The sequence below is a fragment of the Streptococcus sp. SM3 genome, assembly GCF_027497875.1.
The window spans coordinates 1-14,598 of record NZ_JAJNSA010000061.1 but is presented as its reverse complement, the minus strand read 5'-3'; the positions used below and the strand labels follow the sequence as shown (position 1 = coordinate 14,598).

General features: G+C 40.4%; 18 protein-coding genes and 1 pseudogene. All 19 read left to right on the top strand.

The annotated features are described in order from the left end of the window. Positions 1-818 (top strand): Sapep family Mn(2+)-dependent dipeptidase (locus tag PAN06_RS09345; protein WP_269796159.1); only part of this gene is annotated, 818 nt, incomplete at its 5' end. Positions 819-871: 53 nt separating this feature from the next. Continuing rightward, positions 872-1,450, top strand: coding sequence for a uracil-DNA glycosylase family protein (locus PAN06_RS09340; RefSeq protein WP_269796158.1), 579 nt, complete (start codon positions 872-874; stop codon positions 1,448-1,450). Positions 1,451-1,564: 114 nt separating this feature from the next. Beyond that, the gene (locus PAN06_RS09335; RefSeq protein ID WP_261051172.1) at positions 1,565-1,852 is read left to right on the top strand and encodes a rhodanese-like domain-containing protein; all 288 of its coding nucleotides are present in this window, start codon (positions 1,565-1,567) and stop codon (positions 1,850-1,852) included. 169 nt (positions 1,853-2,021) lie between these two features. Beyond that, a complete protein-coding gene (gene brnQ, locus PAN06_RS09330) occupies positions 2,022-3,347 on the top strand; it encodes a branched-chain amino acid transport system II carrier protein (protein ID WP_033689180.1) in 1,326 nt (441 codons plus the stop codon). 97 nt (positions 3,348-3,444) lie between these two features. Continuing rightward, on the top strand, positions 3,445-4,482 hold the full coding sequence (locus PAN06_RS09325; protein WP_269796157.1) for a M42 family metallopeptidase: 1,038 nt from the start codon (positions 3,445-3,447) through the stop codon (positions 4,480-4,482). Between the two features lies 1 nt (position 4,483). Next, positions 4,484-4,954 (top strand): HIT family protein, encoded by a 471-nt coding sequence (locus tag PAN06_RS09320; RefSeq protein WP_269796156.1) that lies wholly within the window; start codon positions 4,484-4,486, stop codon positions 4,952-4,954. Positions 4,955-4,956: 2 nt separating this feature from the next. Next, positions 4,957-5,673 (top strand): LD-carboxypeptidase LdcB/DacB, encoded by a 717-nt coding sequence (gene ldcB, locus PAN06_RS09315; protein WP_125458304.1) that lies wholly within the window; start codon positions 4,957-4,959, stop codon positions 5,671-5,673. 122 nt (positions 5,674-5,795) lie between these two features. Further along, the gene (rplK, locus tag PAN06_RS09310; protein WP_001085807.1) at positions 5,796-6,221 is read left to right on the top strand and encodes a 50S ribosomal protein L11; all 426 of its coding nucleotides are present in this window, start codon (positions 5,796-5,798) and stop codon (positions 6,219-6,221) included. A gap of 206 nt (positions 6,222-6,427) precedes the next feature. Beyond that, a complete protein-coding gene (rplA, locus tag PAN06_RS09305; protein ID WP_001085675.1) occupies positions 6,428-7,117 on the top strand; it encodes a 50S ribosomal protein L1 in 690 nt (229 codons plus the stop codon). A 482-nt stretch (positions 7,118-7,599) separates the two neighbouring features. Further along, positions 7,600-8,358, top strand: coding sequence for a class I SAM-dependent methyltransferase (locus tag PAN06_RS09300; RefSeq protein WP_261182159.1), 759 nt, complete (start codon positions 7,600-7,602; stop codon positions 8,356-8,358). Positions 8,359-8,443: 85 nt separating this feature from the next. Next, entirely contained in the window at positions 8,444-8,956 is a 513-nt protein-coding gene (locus PAN06_RS09295; protein ID WP_001049318.1) for an adenine phosphoribosyltransferase, read from the top strand. Between the two features lie 288 nt (positions 8,957-9,244). Continuing rightward, positions 9,245-10,189 carry a homoserine O-succinyltransferase gene (gene metA, locus PAN06_RS09290; RefSeq protein WP_269796155.1) on the top strand — a complete coding sequence of 315 codons (945 nt, stop codon included), beginning with the start codon at positions 9,245-9,247 and terminating at the stop codon, positions 10,187-10,189. Positions 10,190-10,197: 8 nt separating this feature from the next. Then, positions 10,198-10,875: a DnaD domain-containing protein gene (locus tag PAN06_RS09285; RefSeq protein ID WP_269796154.1), complete on the top strand. Its 678-nt coding sequence runs from the start codon at positions 10,198-10,200 to the stop codon at positions 10,873-10,875. A gap of 97 nt (positions 10,876-10,972) precedes the next feature. Further along, positions 10,973-11,731, top strand: a complete 759-nt coding sequence (gene tpiA, locus PAN06_RS09280) for a triose-phosphate isomerase (RefSeq protein WP_269796153.1) — start codon at positions 10,973-10,975, stop codon at positions 11,729-11,731. An 81-nt stretch (positions 11,732-11,812) separates the two neighbouring features. Continuing rightward, positions 11,813-12,217, top strand: a pseudogene (locus PAN06_RS09275) (ABC transporter ATP-binding protein); the annotation flags it as partial. 151 nt (positions 12,218-12,368) lie between these two features. Next, positions 12,369-12,887 (top strand): Dps family protein, encoded by a 519-nt coding sequence (locus PAN06_RS09270; protein ID WP_070842636.1) that lies wholly within the window; start codon positions 12,369-12,371, stop codon positions 12,885-12,887. A gap of 207 nt (positions 12,888-13,094) precedes the next feature. Further along, positions 13,095-13,433 carry a zinc ribbon domain-containing protein YjdM gene (locus PAN06_RS09265; protein WP_001061596.1) on the top strand — a complete coding sequence of 113 codons (339 nt, stop codon included), beginning with the start codon at positions 13,095-13,097 and terminating at the stop codon, positions 13,431-13,433. Positions 13,434-13,435: 2 nt separating this feature from the next. Continuing rightward, positions 13,436-14,065 carry a Pr6Pr family membrane protein gene (locus PAN06_RS09260; RefSeq protein ID WP_000033942.1) on the top strand — a complete coding sequence of 210 codons (630 nt, stop codon included), beginning with the start codon at positions 13,436-13,438 and terminating at the stop codon, positions 14,063-14,065. Positions 14,066-14,191: 126 nt separating this feature from the next. Next, on the top strand, positions 14,192-14,598 hold a 407-nt coding region (locus PAN06_RS09255; RefSeq protein WP_269796152.1), incomplete at its 3' end, for an MFS transporter.

Below are 14,598 nucleotides of genomic sequence, written 5' to 3'. Positions count from 1 at the left end.
ACCTCCACTTTGCAGGTGAAAATGCAGGTGCTGCCCGTCTTCACAGCTTTACAGGTGGTTTACGTGAAAATATGGTACCAGAATCAGCAACAGCAGTCGTTTCAGGTGATTTGACTGACTTGCAAGCTAAACTAGATGCCTTTGTTGCAGAACACAAACTTAGAGGAGAACTCCAAGAAGAAAACGGTCAGTACAAGGTTACCATCATTGGTAAATCAGCCCACGGTGCTATGCCCGCTTCAGGTGTCAATGGTGCGACTTACCTAGCCCTCTTCCTTAGCCAGTTTAACTTCGCTGGTCCAGCCAAAGACTACCTTGACATCGCTGGTAAAATTCTCTTGAACGACCATGAGGGTGAAAATCTCAAGATTGCTCATGTGGATGAAAAGATGGGTGCTCTTTCTATGAATGCCGGTGTCTTCCGCTTCGATGAAACAAGTGCTGACAATACCATTGCCCTTAACATCCGCTATCCAAAAGGAACAAGTCCAGAACAAATCAAGTCAATCCTTGAAAACTTGCCAGTTGCTTCTGTTAGCTTGTCTGAACACGGTCACACGCCTCACTATGTGCCAATGGAAGATCCACTTGTGCAAACCTTGTTGAATGTTTATGAAAAACAAACTGGTCTTAAAGGTCACGAGCAAGTCATCGGTGGTGGAACCTTTGGTCGCTTGCTAGAACGAGGTGTTGCCTATGGTGCCATGTTCCCAGACTCAATTGACACCATGCACCAAGCCAATGAATTTATCGCCTTGGACGATCTCTTCCGAGCTGCAGCAATCTATGCCGAAGCTATTTACGAATTGATCAAATAAAACGATAGAAGTCTGAGATCTTATGCTTAGACTTCTTTTTGGAGGGAAAGTAGATGTCTCAAATTGAAAGAATCAAGCAGGCTATTATGGCAGATTCACAGAATGCTACCTATACAAAGCGTGGCATTGAGCCTCTCTTTGCAGCGCCAAAGACTGCTCGCATCAATATCATCGGTCAGGCACCTGGACTTAAAACCCAAAAAGCAGGTCTTTACTGGAAAGATAAGAGTGGTGACCGCCTGAGAGACTGGCTAGGTGTGGATGAGGACACCTTTTACAACTCAGGTTATTTCGCAGTTTTGCCCATGGATTTCTACTTTCCGGGGCATGGCAATTCAGGTGATTTACCACCTCGAGCAGGATTTGCCGAAAAATGGCATCCACAGCTCTTGCAAGAATTACCAGATATCCAATTGACCCTCTTGATTGGCCAATATGCCCAAGCCTACTATTTACAGGAGAAAGTCAGTGGCAAAGTGACAGAACGGGTAAAACATTACCAGAACTACTTGCCAACCTATTTTCCATTAGTTCACCCCTCGCCTAGAAATCAAATCTGGATGGCCAAAAATCCTTGGTTTGAGTCAGAAGTGGTGCCGGATTTGAAAAAAAGAATTAAAACTATTTTATAGTCAATGAAAATCAAAGAGCAAACTAGGAAGCTAGCCGCAGGCTGTACTTGAGTACGGTAAGGCGACGCTGACGTGGTTTGAATTTGATTTTCGAAGAGTATTAGGAGAAAAAGAATGAAAGAAATAACCTTTGACGCATTTTATCAGCTTTACAAAAACGACCAACTTTCTCTAGTGGACGTGAGAGAAGTGGATGAGTTTGAAGCTCTTCATCTAGAAGGTGCTCAGAATCTTCCTCTGAGTCAATTGGCTGATACTTATGATCAATTGGACAAGGATCAGTTACATTATGTTATTTGCAAATCTGGAATGAGATCGGCGCGTGCTTGCCAATTCTTATCAGAACAAGGTTATGAGGTTATCAATGTCCAAGGTGGCATGATGGCCTTTGAAGAACTTTAAAAATTTGCATTTCTCCTACTTGTCGTGGACTGGGTAGGGGATTTTATTTTTAGACAATTCTCATTTTTAAGAATCTTGAAAACATTCAATATTTACTTCGTGAAGCTTTTTTCATACTCCTATTCATGATATACTAGGTCAGTATTTTATAAATATGAAGGAGATTTTCATGGCTAAAAAAGGTGCCCTAACAGGTTTGCTCCTGTTTGGAATATTTTTTGGTGCGGGGAACTTGATTTTTCCGCCTTCTCTAGGTGCTCTATCTGGAGAACATTTTCTTCCTGCCATCGCAGGTTTTGTCTTTTCAGGCGTCGGTATCGCCGTCTTGACTCTTATTATTGGAACGCTAAATCCTAAAGGATATATCTACGAGATTTCAACAAAGATAGCGCCTTGGTTTGCGACTCTATACCTCTCAGTTCTTTACTTGTCAATCGGTCCATTCTTTGCTATACCACGTACAGCTACAACAGCTTACGAAGTAGGGATTAGCCCTCTTTTATCGGATGCAAATAAAGGTCTTGGTTTGATTGTCTTTACAGTTCTGTATTTTGCAGCAGCCTATTTGATTTCGCTTAATCCATCAAAAATCTTAGACCGTATCGGCCGTATTTTAACGCCAGTCTTTGCAATCTTGATTGTTATCTTGGTTGTTTTAGGAGCTATTAAATACGGTGGAACAAGTCCTCAAGCTGCTTCAGCTGCTTATCAAGCTTCTGCCTTTGGGACAGGTTTCCTAGAAGGGTATAATACCTTGGACGCCCTTGCCTCAGTTGCCTTTAGTGTGATTGCAGTTCAAACCTTGAAACAACTTGGATTTTCAAGTAAGAAAGAATACATTTCGACTATTTGGGTGGTTGGTATCGTTGTTGCCCTTGCCTTTAGCGCTCTTTACATCGGTTTAGGTTTCCTTGGAAATCATTTCCCAGTACCAGCTGAAGCGATGAAGGGTGGAACACCAGGTGTTTACATCTTGTCACAAGCTACTCAAGAAATCTTTGGCTCAACAGCCCAACTCTTCCTTGCAGCTATGGTTACTGTAACCTGCTTCACAACAACAGTTGGTTTGATTGTGTCAACAGCTGAGTTCTTTAATGAACGTTTCCCACAAATCAGCTATAAGGTTTATGCTACAGCCTTTACCTTGATCGGATTTGCCATTGCTAATTTGGGTCTTGATGCAATTATCAAGTACTCAATTCCAGTACTGGTTATCTTGTACCCAATCACGATTGCTATCGTTATGATTGTCATTGTCAACAAATTTGTAGCTCTTTCAAAACCAGGTATGCAGTTGACAATTGCTGTGGTTACAGCTATTGCCATTGCAAGCGTATTAGGAAGCTCGTTTAAGGTTGAGTTTCTTGCAAATCTTGTCAATGCTCTTCCTTTTGCCAAGGCATCACTCCCATGGTTAGTACCAGCCGTTGTCGGAATCTTGCTCTCATTGGTTCTACCAAACAAGCAAGAAAGCGATGTTTTTGAAATGGAATAATCATTAAAATCACTTTTGTAGCCAAGTCTACAGGAGTGATTTTCTTTTTTTATCCGATGATAAATGTGTTATAATAGGTAGCAAAAGAGGTGAAGAAATGAATCAAACAGTAGAATATATCAAAGAACTGACAGCTATTGCATCGCCAACTGGCTTCACTCGGGAGATTTCGGACTATTTAGTCAAGACTCTAGAAGGTTTTGGTTACCAGCCGGTTCGCACAGCTAAGGGCGGTGTCAATGTGACCATCAAAGGTCAAAATGATGAAGAACACCGCTATGTGACTGCCCATGTAGATACGCTGGGTGCTATTGTCCGTGCTGTTAAACCAGATGGCCGTCTCAAAATGGATCGTATCGGTGGTTTCCCTTGGAACATGATTGAAGGTGAAAACTGTACCGTTCATGTGGCTAGCACAGGTGAAAAAGTATCAGGAACCATCCTCATCCACCAAACTTCTTGCCATGTCTATAAGGATGCAGGAACTGCAGAACGCACCCAAGACAATATGGAAGTGCGTTTGGACGCCAAAGTAACTAGTGAAAAAGAAACTCGTGCCTTGGGAATTGAAGTCGGTGATTTTATCAGCTTTGACCCACGAACTGTCGTGACAGAGACAGGTTTTATCAAGTCTCGTCATTTGGACGATAAGGTCAGCGCAGCGATTTTGCTTAACCTGCTTCGTATTTATAAGGAAGAGAAGATTGAATTGCCAGTAACAACCCATTTTGCTTTTTCAGTCTTTGAAGAAGTGGGGCATGGGGCTAATTCTAATATTCCTGCTCAGGTAGTAGAATATCTGGCTGTGGATATGGGAGCTATGGGAGATGACCAGCAAACAGACGAATATACAGTGTCTATCTGTGTCAAGGATGCTTCTGGACCTTATCACTACGACTTCCGTCAACACTTGGTTGCTTTGGCTAAAGAGCAAGATATTCCATTTAAGCTGGATATCTATCCATTTTATGGTTCGGACGCTTCAGCAGCTATGTCTGCAGGGGCAGAAGTCAAACATGCCCTTCTCGGTGCTGGTATCGAGTCTAGTCATTCTTATGAGCGTACTCATATTGACTCGGTGGTTGCAACGGAGCGTATGGTTGATGCCTATCTTAAGAGTGCATTGGTAGACTAATATGTGTTTGATTTGCCAGAGAATTGACCTTATCAAAGCTGGAGAAAATCCCTACTTTGTCAAAGAGTTGGAAACAGGCTATCTTGTGATTGGAGACCACCAGTATTTTGCAGGATATAGTCTTTTTCTAGCCAAGGAACACGTTACCGAATTGCACCATTTGAAAAAGGAGACAAGACTCCGTTTTCTAGAAGAAATGAGTGTGGTCCAAGAGGCGGTTGCTAAGGCCTTTGCTGCCGAGAAAATGAATATCGAACTGCTAGGAAATGGTGATGCTCATCTTCATTGGCATCTGTTTCCTAGACGAACAGGTGACATGAATGGTCACGGTCTCAATGGACGTGGTCCAGTTTGGTGGGTTCCCTTTGAAGAAATGACAGCAGAAACCTGCCAAGCAAAACCGGAAGAGATTAAAAGATTAGTCAATTGTTTATCGCCAGAAGTAGACAACCTATTAGAAATAAAGGAGTAGAAATGAAAAAAAGATACCTTGTCTTGACAGCCTTGCTAGCCTTGAGTCTAGCAGCTTGTTCACAAGAAAAAGCAAAAAATGAAGATGGAGCAGCTAAAGCAGAACAAACAGCCAAAGCTGATGGAACAGTCGGAAGTAAGCCTCAAGAAGCCACCCAGAAAAAAGCAGAAGTGGTTAATAAAGGTGACTACTACAGTATTCAAGGGAAATACGATGAAATTATCGTAGCAAATAAACACTATCCATTATCTAAAGACTACAATCCAGGGGAAAATCCAACAGCAAAAGCAGAGTTGCTCAAACTCATCAAAGCTATGCAAGAGGCAGGTTTCCCAATTAGTGATCAATACAGTGGTTTTAGAAGTTACGAGACTCAGACTAACCTCTATCAAGATTATGTCAATAAAGATGGAAAGGCTGCAGCAGACCGTTACTCTGCCCGCCCTGGCTATAGCGAGCACCAGACAGGCTTGGCCTTTGATGTGATTGGGACAAATGGTGATTTGGTGACAGAAGAAAAAGCGGCCCAATGGCTCTTGGACCATGCGGCTGATTATGGTTTTGTTGTCCGTTATCTTAAAGGTAAGGAAAAGGAAACAGGCTATATGGCTGAGGAATGGCACCTTCGTTATGTCGGAAAAGAGGCTAAAGAGATTGCAGCTAGTGGCCTCAGTTTGGAAGAATACTATGGCTTTGAAGGCGGAGATTATGTCGATTAAAAAATAAACTTTTTCCTTGCAATTCCAGATAAATAGTGTATAATAGATGAGTATGTGTAAAGCATACTTGTGGGAGGTAAAAATCTTTAATTACCGCCAAAACCACAAAGGAGGATTTAAAAATGGCTAAAAAAGTCGAGAAACTTGTAAAATTGCAAATCCCTGCTGGTAAAGCTACACCAGCTCCACCGGTTGGACCTGCTCTTGGTCAAGCTGGTATCAACATCATGGGATTCACAAAAGAGTTCAACGCTCGTACAGCTGACCAAGCTGGTATGATTATTCCAGTTGTTATCTCAGTTTACGAAGATAAATCATTTACTTTCATCACTAAAACACCACCAGCTGCTGTTCTTTTGAAAAAAGCTGCAGGTGTTGAAAAAGGATCAGGTACACCTAACAAAACTAAAGTTGCTACAGTTACTCGTGCACAAGTACAAGAAATTGCAGAAACTAAGATGCCAGATTTGAACGCAGCAAACGTAGAGTCTGCAATGCGTATGATCGAAGGTACTGCTCGTTCTATGGGATTCACTGTTGTTGACTAATCAATAACACAGTAGAAAATCTCACAGCAGTCTATTAGTTGCTTTTCATACTAGGCAAGTGACTGATGCTTGTACTTGGGTACAGCAAGGGAACTTAACTAAGTAGGAAAAGAATCTAATAGACTGAAAACCCGCAAGACTTCATCATTTCGAGGAGTGACGTGGGAGATGAAAATCGATTGAACCACTTACAAGGAGAATAGAAAATGGCTAAAAAAAGCAAACAACTTCGTGCTGCTCTTGAGAAAATCGACAGCACAAAAGCATACAGCGTAGAAGAAGCTGTAGCACTTGCAAAAGAAACTAACTTTGCAAAATTTGACGCAACTGTAGAAGTTGCTTACAACTTGAACATCGATGTTAAAAAAGCTGACCAACAAATCCGTGGAGCAATGGTATTGCCAAATGGTACTGGTAAAACTTCACGCGTTCTTGTTTTCGCACGTGGTGCAAAAGCTGAAGAAGCAAAAGCTGCTGGTGCAGACTTTGTTGGTGAAGATGACCTTGTTGCTAAAATCAACGATGGTTGGTTGGACTTCGACGTAGTTATCGCTACACCTGACATGATGGCTCTTGTTGGACGTCTTGGACGTGTCCTTGGACCACGTAACTTGATGCCAAACCCTAAAACTGGTACTGTAACAATGGATGTTGCTAAAGCAGTTGAAGAGTCTAAAGGTGGTAAAATCACTTACCGTGCTGACCGTGCAGGTAACGTTCAAGCAATCATCGGTAAAGTATCATTTGAAGCTGAAAAATTGGTTGAAAACTTCAAAGCTTTCAACGAAACAATCCAAAAAGCAAAACCAGCTACAGCTAAAGGAACTTACGTAACAAACTTGACTATCACAACTACTCAAGGTGTTGGTATCAAAGTTGACGTAAACTCACTTTAATCAGTAGTTTATATCAGAGAACGAGTACGAAAGTGCTCGTTTTTTTTAGGTGCGACGAACATTCCGTTCATCTGAGGTGTAAATCCTCTGCGGGGATCATATACTAGTAAACCCAAAAGTGATTCCCAAGTCTAACTATTGTGAGTAGCTGATCGAACGGAATTAGGATAGACTGTTTAAGTCTGACGCTGGAAATAAGAGTTGGCAGAGGAAGGAATAGCGAAATCGTGGCTTTACGAACAGAAAGATGAAGATTCGTATAGCTGATGAAGATGAGAGCAATTCCAAAGTACAAAAAATAGCCGTAACCTAAATGTGTAAATGATGAGAGGAGTTGAATTTGAATTAGAGAGGTGATTAATAGATTTTTGATCTAGTCATGGTAGCTTATATGTTTTTGATTCTAGTTCATTAAATAATAGATTAGAATTGTCAGACAATATCATTTTATGTTATAATGAAGAAAAAACAGAGGTGTTCAAATGTCAGAAGCAGGTCATAAGTTTTTAGCAAAATTGGGGAAAAAACGCTTACGTCCAGGTGGAAAACGTGCCACAGATTGGTTAATTGCAGAAGGAGAATTTTCAAAAGAAAAGAGAATACTAGAGGTTGCGTGTAATAGGGGAACTACAGCAATTGAGTTGGCACAGCGTTTTGGTTGTAAGATAACTGCTGTTGATATGGATGCTCAAGCTTTAGAAGTGGCTAAAAAATCTGCTGAAACGGCAGGTGTTGGTCATTTGATTAGGTTTGAAAGAGCAAATGCAATGAAACTTCCTTATGAAGATGCTAGTTTTGATATTGTTATAAATGAAGCTATGCTGACTATGCAAGCCGATCAAGCTAAGAAAAAATGTGTAATAGAATATCTAAGGGTATTAAAACCTGGAGGTCTTCTCTTGACACATGATGTGCTTCTTAAGGAAGCTAAAGAGTCTGTCAGACAGGAATTGTCACAAGCAATTCATGTAAATGTAGGTCCTTTAACTCAAGATGGTTGGGAACAGGTAATGATAGAATCAGGTTATCGTGATGTGAAAGTATTGACTGGTGAAATGACATTAATGAAATTATCAGGTATGATTTATGACGAAGGTTGGCTAGGAACTTTGAAAATTTGCGTAAATGCTTGTAAAAAGGAGAATAGAAAGCAGTTTTTAACTATGTATAAAATGTTTGCTAAGAATAAACAGAAATTGGGATTTATTGCTATGGCTAGTTATAAATCGTCAAATCGTTAGATAATTATTGAAGTTAACTTTTCCTTTTTTCTTTCTTAAAAAATATGCTATAATAGAGAGTAAAAACTTTGAAAGAAAGAAAAAGATGAATTTAAAAGATTATATTGCAACAATTGAAAATTATCCTAAGGAAGGCATCACCTTCCGTGATATTAGTCCTTTGATGGCTGATGGAAATGCTTATAGCTATGCTGTTCGTGAAATCGTTCAGTATGCTACTGACAAGAAAATAGACATGATTGTAGGTCCTGAGGCTCGTGGTTTTATCGTGGGCTGTCCAGTTGCCTTTGAGTTGGGAATTGGTTTTGCACCTGTTCGTAAACCAGGTAAATTGCCACGCGAAGTCATTTCTGCTGACTATGAAAAAGAGTACGGTGTTGATACCTTGACTATGCATGCTGACGCCATCAAGCCAGGTCAACGTGTTCTTATCGTGGATGACCTCTTGGCAACAGGTGGAACTGTTAAGGCAACTATCGAAATGATTGAAAAGCTTGGTGGTGTTGTAGCAGGTTGTGCCTTCCTTGTTGAATTGGATGAATTAAACGGCCGTGAAAAAATCGGTGACTACGACTACAAAGTTTTGATGCATTATTAATGAAAAACAGTCCCTAGGGCTGTTTTCTCTACATTAGGATATAAAAATAGACTATAGATAGTTAGAGAAAAAGTATAATTGAAAACTATATCTTCTTGCAGTATAATAGAAGGACTAAGTGTTTGAGATTTAGTTTCATACTCAATGAAAATCAAAGAGCAAACTAGGAAACTAGTCGCAGGCTGTACTTGAGTACGGCAAGGCAACGTTGACGCGGTTTGAATTTGATTTTCGAAGAGTTTCAAACATATGCAATGATTCCTGAAAGAATACAGTTAGGAGAGGGTTATGCCGATTCGAATTGATAAAAAATTGCCAGCTGTTGAGATTTTACGGACAGAGAATATCTTTGTCATGGATGATCAACGTGCGGCCCACCAAGATATCCGTCCTTTGAAGATATTAATTTTAAATCTCATGCCACAAAAAATAGTGACAGAGACCCAGTTGTTGCGCCATTTGGCCAATACACCCCTGCAACTGGATATTGATTTTCTCTATATGGAGAGTCACCGTTCTAAAACAACTCGTTCAGAGCACATGGAGACCTTTTATAAAACTTTTCCTGAAGTCAAGGATGAGTATTTTGATGGGATGATTATCACAGGTGCTCCAGTTGAGCATTTACCATTTGAGGAAGTGGACTATTGGGAGGAATTCAGTCAGGTAATCGAGTGGTCCAAGACCCATGTCTATTCGACCCTTCATATCTGTTGGGGGGCTCAGGCTGGTCTTTATTTGCGCTATGGGGTGAAAAAATACCAGATGGACAGTAAGTTATCAGGTATTTATCCTCAGGATACTTTAAAGGAAGGTCATCTTCTCTTTAGAGGCTTTGACGATAGCTATGTATCCCCTCATTCTCGGCACACGGAGATTTCTAAGGAAGAAATCTTAAACAAAACCAATCTTGAAATTTTATCAGAAGGACCTCAGGTTGGAGTTTCTATTTTGGCCAGTCGTGATTTGCGAGAAATTTATAGTTTTGGGCATTTGGAATATGACCGTGATACCTTGGCAAAAGAGTATTTTAGGGACCGTGATGCAGGTTTAGACCCACATATTCCAGAAAATTACTTTAAGGATGATGATGTCAACCAGACACCTTGTCTTTGTTGGTCTTCATCAGCAGCCCTCTTTTTCAGTAACTGGGTGAATTATGCGGTCTATCAGGAGACGCCTTTTGACTGGAGAAAAATAGAAGACGATGCATCTGCATTTGGGTATTTATAAGAGGAATTATGACATATTTAGACGCTTTTAAATCAGGGAACTTGGTTTTACCAAGTGCCCTGCTCTTGCATTTTAAGGAACTCTTTCCTTCCAGCGACGATTTTCTGGTCTGGCAATTTTTCTATTTGCAAAATACGACAGGTTTGGATGAAATGTCGCCAAGCCAGATTGCTGAAAGGATTGGCAAGGAAATTTCGGATGTCAATCAGGCTATTTCCAATCTGACGGAGAGGGGGCTGCTTCAGTATCGTACTATCGAATTAAATGGCGAAATCGAATTGCTTTTTGATGCTAGTTTGGCCTTGGAACGTTTGGATAATTTGCTTGGAGCTGCTCATTCAAGTTCAGACCAGTTGACACCTCAAAATCAGCTTAAGAATTTGGTGGAAACTTTCCAGCAGGAGTTGGGACGCTTGTTGACTCCTTTTGAGATTGAGGATTTGACCAAGACTCTTAAGGAAGATGGAACCAGTACTGACTTGATTAAGGAAGCTCTTCGTGAAGCTGTTTTGAATGGAAAACCAAACTGGAAGTACATTCAGGCGATTTTAAGAAACTGGCGCCATGAAGGCATCAAAAGTGTGGCTCAAATTGAGGCTAAGAGAGCAGAGAGAGAAGCAAGCAATCCTCAGTTGACACAGGTATCTGCAGATTTCAGAAATGCTATGGATCTATGGAAGGATTAATCCATGTAAGCAGGCTTGAAATCCGAGTAAGATTTGCAAGCTGTGTATAATTGTGATAAAATAAATAGAAAATAAATTGAAAAAAGAGGTATGTGAAATGTCACGTAAACCATTTATTGCTGGTAACTGGAAAATGAACAAAAATCCAGAAGAAGCTAAAGCATTCGTTGAAGCAGTTGCATCAAAACTTCCTTCATCAGATCTTGTTGAAGCAGGTATCGCAGCTCCAGCTCTTGATTTGACAACTGTTCTTGCTGCTGCAAAAGGTTCAAACCTTAAAGTTGCTGCTCAAAACTGCTACTTTGAAAATTCAGGTGCTTTCACTGGTGAAACTAGCCCACAAGTTTTGAAAGAAATCGGTACTGACTATGTTGTTATCGGTCACTCAGAACGCCGTGACTACTTCCATGAAACTGACGAAGATATCAACAAAAAAGCAAAAGCAATCTTTGCAAACGGCATGCTTCCAATTATCTGTTGTGGTGAGTCACTTGAAACTTACGAAGCTGGTAAAGCTGCTGAATTCGTAGGTGCTCAAGTATCTGCTGCATTGGCTGGTTTGACAGCTGAACAAGTTGCTGCATCAGTTATCGCTTACGAGCCAATCTGGGCTATCGGTACTGGTAAATCAGCTTCACAAGACGACGCACAAAAAATGTGTAAAGTTGTTCGTGACGTTGTAGCTGCTGACTTCGGTCAAGAAGTTGCGGATAAAGTTCGTGTTCAATACGGTGGTTCTGTTAAACCTGAAAACGTTGCTTCATACATGGCTTGCCCAGACGTTGACGGTGCCCTTGTAGGTGGTGCGTCACTTGAAGCTGAAAGCTTCTTGGCATTGCTTGACTTTGTAAAATAATCGACTCTTTATCAACATTATTGGGTTGAAGAAAAGCTAAAATCGAGAAAGGACAAATATAGTCCTTTCTTTTTTTCCACCAAAGCAGCAAATGTAGACCATTTTATTCGAACTCTTCCTGGTGGTTATAACATGGATATGAACCAAGACTCTAGCAATATTTCCCTCAGGCAAAAACAATTGTTGATCATCGCGAGTGCTCTCTTAGACAATTCTAAAATTCTTATTTTGAATGAAGCGACTTCCTCTGTTGATACCCATTTGGAACTTTTAATTCAAAAAGCTATGAAACGCTTGATGAAAGGAAGAACCAGCTTTATCATCGCTCACCGTCTCTCTAATATTCAAGAAGCAAATAAGATTCTCGTTCTTAAGGATGGACAGGTTATTGAGCAGGGAAATTACGAAAGCTTACTCCAAGCAAAAGGCTTTTATTATGAACTTTACCAAAGCCAATTTTCAAGTAAATCTGATAAAGTGAGCTAATCAGAACTAACTAAACTTTTCTTAAATTATCAGTCTATTGCAACTTTTCTCATGTGAGTCATTTGGCTTGCTATTGGTTTTCATTAGTAGTATACTAAGGGAGTAAACACTAAGAAGTGGTTACAAATAATAATGAATGAGGTAAAATAAAATGGTAGAATTGAAAAAAGAAGCAGTAAAAGACGTAACATCATTGACAAAAGCAGCGCCAGTAGCATTGGCAAAAACAAAGGAAGTCTTGAACCAAGCTGTTGCTGATTTATACGTAGCCCACGTTGCCTTGCACCAAGTGCACTGGTACATGCGTGGTCGTGGTTTCCTTGTATGGCATCCAAAAATGGATGAGTACATGGATGCTCTTGATGGTCACTTGGATGAAATCAGCGAACGCTTGATCACACTTGGGGGAAGCCCATTCTCTACTTTGACAGAATTCCTTCAACACAGTGAAATCGAAGAAGAAGAAGGAGAATTCCGTAACGTTGAAGAAAGCTTGGAACGTGTTCTAGCTATTTATCGCTACCTCATCACTCTTTTCCAAAAAGCTTTGGATGTGACTGACGAAGAAGGCGATGATGTGACAAACGATATCTTTGTTGGTGCTAAGGCTGAACTTGAGAAAACAGTTTGGATGATTGCGGCAGAACTTGGACAAGCACCTGGTTTGTAAGAAAAATGCATCCCTTTCTATCATGAGTTTCTGTATCACTACTCATGATAAACTATCTTTTAAAAATCATGTAGCAGACAAAGTTACATGATTTTTTCTTTGCTTCTCCAGCGACTCATTTGTCAAAATGCTGATTTTAAGGTATAATAGTTGCTGTTCGAGAAATTTTGATTTTCAAAGAATAGTGAATGATGATAAGGAGAAACCATGAACAACCTACCAAATTGCCCAAAATGTAACTCAGAGTATGTCTACGAAGACGGTGCCCTACTGGTTTGCCCAGAGTGTGCTTATGAGTGGAATCCTGCTGAAGTTGCAGATGTAGAAGAGGGCCTTGTTGCTATCGATGCCAACGGAAATAAATTGGCTGACGGTGATACAGTAACTCTCATCAAGGATTTGAAAGTAAAAGGTGCGCCAAAAGATTTGAAACAAGGGACGCGCGTGAAAAATATCCGCATCGTAGAAGGCGACCACAATATCGACTGTAAAATCGATGGCTTCGGTGCCATGAAACTCAAATCAGAGTTTGTGAAGAAAATTTAAGCATGTCAAAACACTATAAACTTGTATTTTATAGCCGTATCTTCTTGTTTCTAGCGGCTTTTACGGGAGTTTATCTTGAAATCGCCAAGCATGGTGGCTTTGGGATGTTGCTCTATTATACGGTTCTGTCCAACCTTTTAGTCGCGATTTTTACGCTCTACCTCCTAAAGGTTATGAGCCGTTTAGGTGAAAACTGGCAAAGGCCAAGCCTCTTGCGCTTAAAAGGTGGGGTCACCATGAGTATCATGATTACCTGTGTGATTTACCATTTCCTATTAGCGCCTATTGCGACTAATTTCTATACCCTAGAAAATTTCCTTTGTCACTATATCGTTCCCCTTTGGTTTTTAGCAGATACCCTCTTTTTTGACAAACAGGGTCAATACAAGATTTGGGATCCAATTGTGTGGACGATTTTACCCTTGCTTTATATGATTTTTGCTCTTTTTAATGGCTTGGTACTGAAACTTGATGTTCCTAATTCTAAGGTCAGTCCCTTCCCTTACTTCTTTTTGAATGTGAACAAGGGTTGGGATGTCGTGTTCAAGTGGTGTCTGATTATCTTTGTTGCCTATATGGTGGCAGGATTTATCTTCTACTTTATTAAGCAAATCAAGAGAAAGTCATCCTAAGACACAAGGGATTCATTTTCTAGTTTAAGAAGGAGTCTGTACACCAAAGAGGCTTCTTCTTTTCTTGCTTGTTTGATAACTATCAAAAGAGACAGAAGATTAAGAGAAAATATAGAAAGAGATTTCATGAAACAATTTTTAGAACGGGCCAGTATTTTGGCTCTCTCCCTCGTTTTGATTACGTCCTTTTCCATCTCGAGTGCCCTGCCAGCCATGTTTGACTATTATCAAGGCTATCCTAAGGAACAAATTGAGCTCTTGGCGAGCTTGCCTTCCTTTGGAATCATGATTATGTTATTACTAAATGGTTTCTTAGAAAAAATATTTCCTGAGCGATTACAGATTAGTTTGGGATTGCTGATTTTATCACTGAGTGGAACAGCACCCTTTTGGTATCAAGCCTATCCCTTTGTCTTTGGAACACGGATTCTTTTTGGTTTGGGTGTTGGGATGATTAATGCCAAGGCCATTTCCATTATCAGTGAACGCTATCAAGGAAAAACGCGAATTCAGATGTTAGGATTACGCGGTTC

Coding starts and splice junctions, on each gene's coding strand:
- PAN06_RS09340 (WP_269796158.1), top strand. CDS start 872: ATGTCTCAAATTGAAAGAATCAAGCAGGCTATTATGGCAGATTCACAG.
- PAN06_RS09335 (WP_261051172.1), top strand. CDS start 1,565: ATGAAAGAAATAACCTTTGACGCATTTTATCAGCTTTACAAAAACGAC.
- brnQ (WP_033689180.1), top strand. CDS start 2,022: ATGGCTAAAAAAGGTGCCCTAACAGGTTTGCTCCTGTTTGGAATATTT.
- PAN06_RS09325 (WP_269796157.1), top strand. CDS start 3,445: ATGAATCAAACAGTAGAATATATCAAAGAACTGACAGCTATTGCATCG.
- PAN06_RS09320 (WP_269796156.1), top strand. CDS start 4,484: ATGTGTTTGATTTGCCAGAGAATTGACCTTATCAAAGCTGGAGAAAAT.
- ldcB (WP_125458304.1), top strand. CDS start 4,957: ATGAAAAAAAGATACCTTGTCTTGACAGCCTTGCTAGCCTTGAGTCTA.
- rplK (WP_001085807.1), top strand. CDS start 5,796: ATGGCTAAAAAAGTCGAGAAACTTGTAAAATTGCAAATCCCTGCTGGT.
- rplA (WP_001085675.1), top strand. CDS start 6,428: ATGGCTAAAAAAAGCAAACAACTTCGTGCTGCTCTTGAGAAAATCGAC.
- PAN06_RS09300 (WP_261182159.1), top strand. CDS start 7,600: ATGTCAGAAGCAGGTCATAAGTTTTTAGCAAAATTGGGGAAAAAACGC.
- PAN06_RS09295 (WP_001049318.1), top strand. CDS start 8,444: ATGAATTTAAAAGATTATATTGCAACAATTGAAAATTATCCTAAGGAA.
- metA (WP_269796155.1), top strand. CDS start 9,245: ATGCCGATTCGAATTGATAAAAAATTGCCAGCTGTTGAGATTTTACGG.
- PAN06_RS09285 (WP_269796154.1), top strand. CDS start 10,198: ATGACATATTTAGACGCTTTTAAATCAGGGAACTTGGTTTTACCAAGT.
- tpiA (WP_269796153.1), top strand. CDS start 10,973: ATGTCACGTAAACCATTTATTGCTGGTAACTGGAAAATGAACAAAAAT.
- PAN06_RS09270 (WP_070842636.1), top strand. CDS start 12,369: ATGGTAGAATTGAAAAAAGAAGCAGTAAAAGACGTAACATCATTGACA.
- PAN06_RS09265 (WP_001061596.1), top strand. CDS start 13,095: ATGAACAACCTACCAAATTGCCCAAAATGTAACTCAGAGTATGTCTAC.
- PAN06_RS09260 (WP_000033942.1), top strand. CDS start 13,436: ATGTCAAAACACTATAAACTTGTATTTTATAGCCGTATCTTCTTGTTT.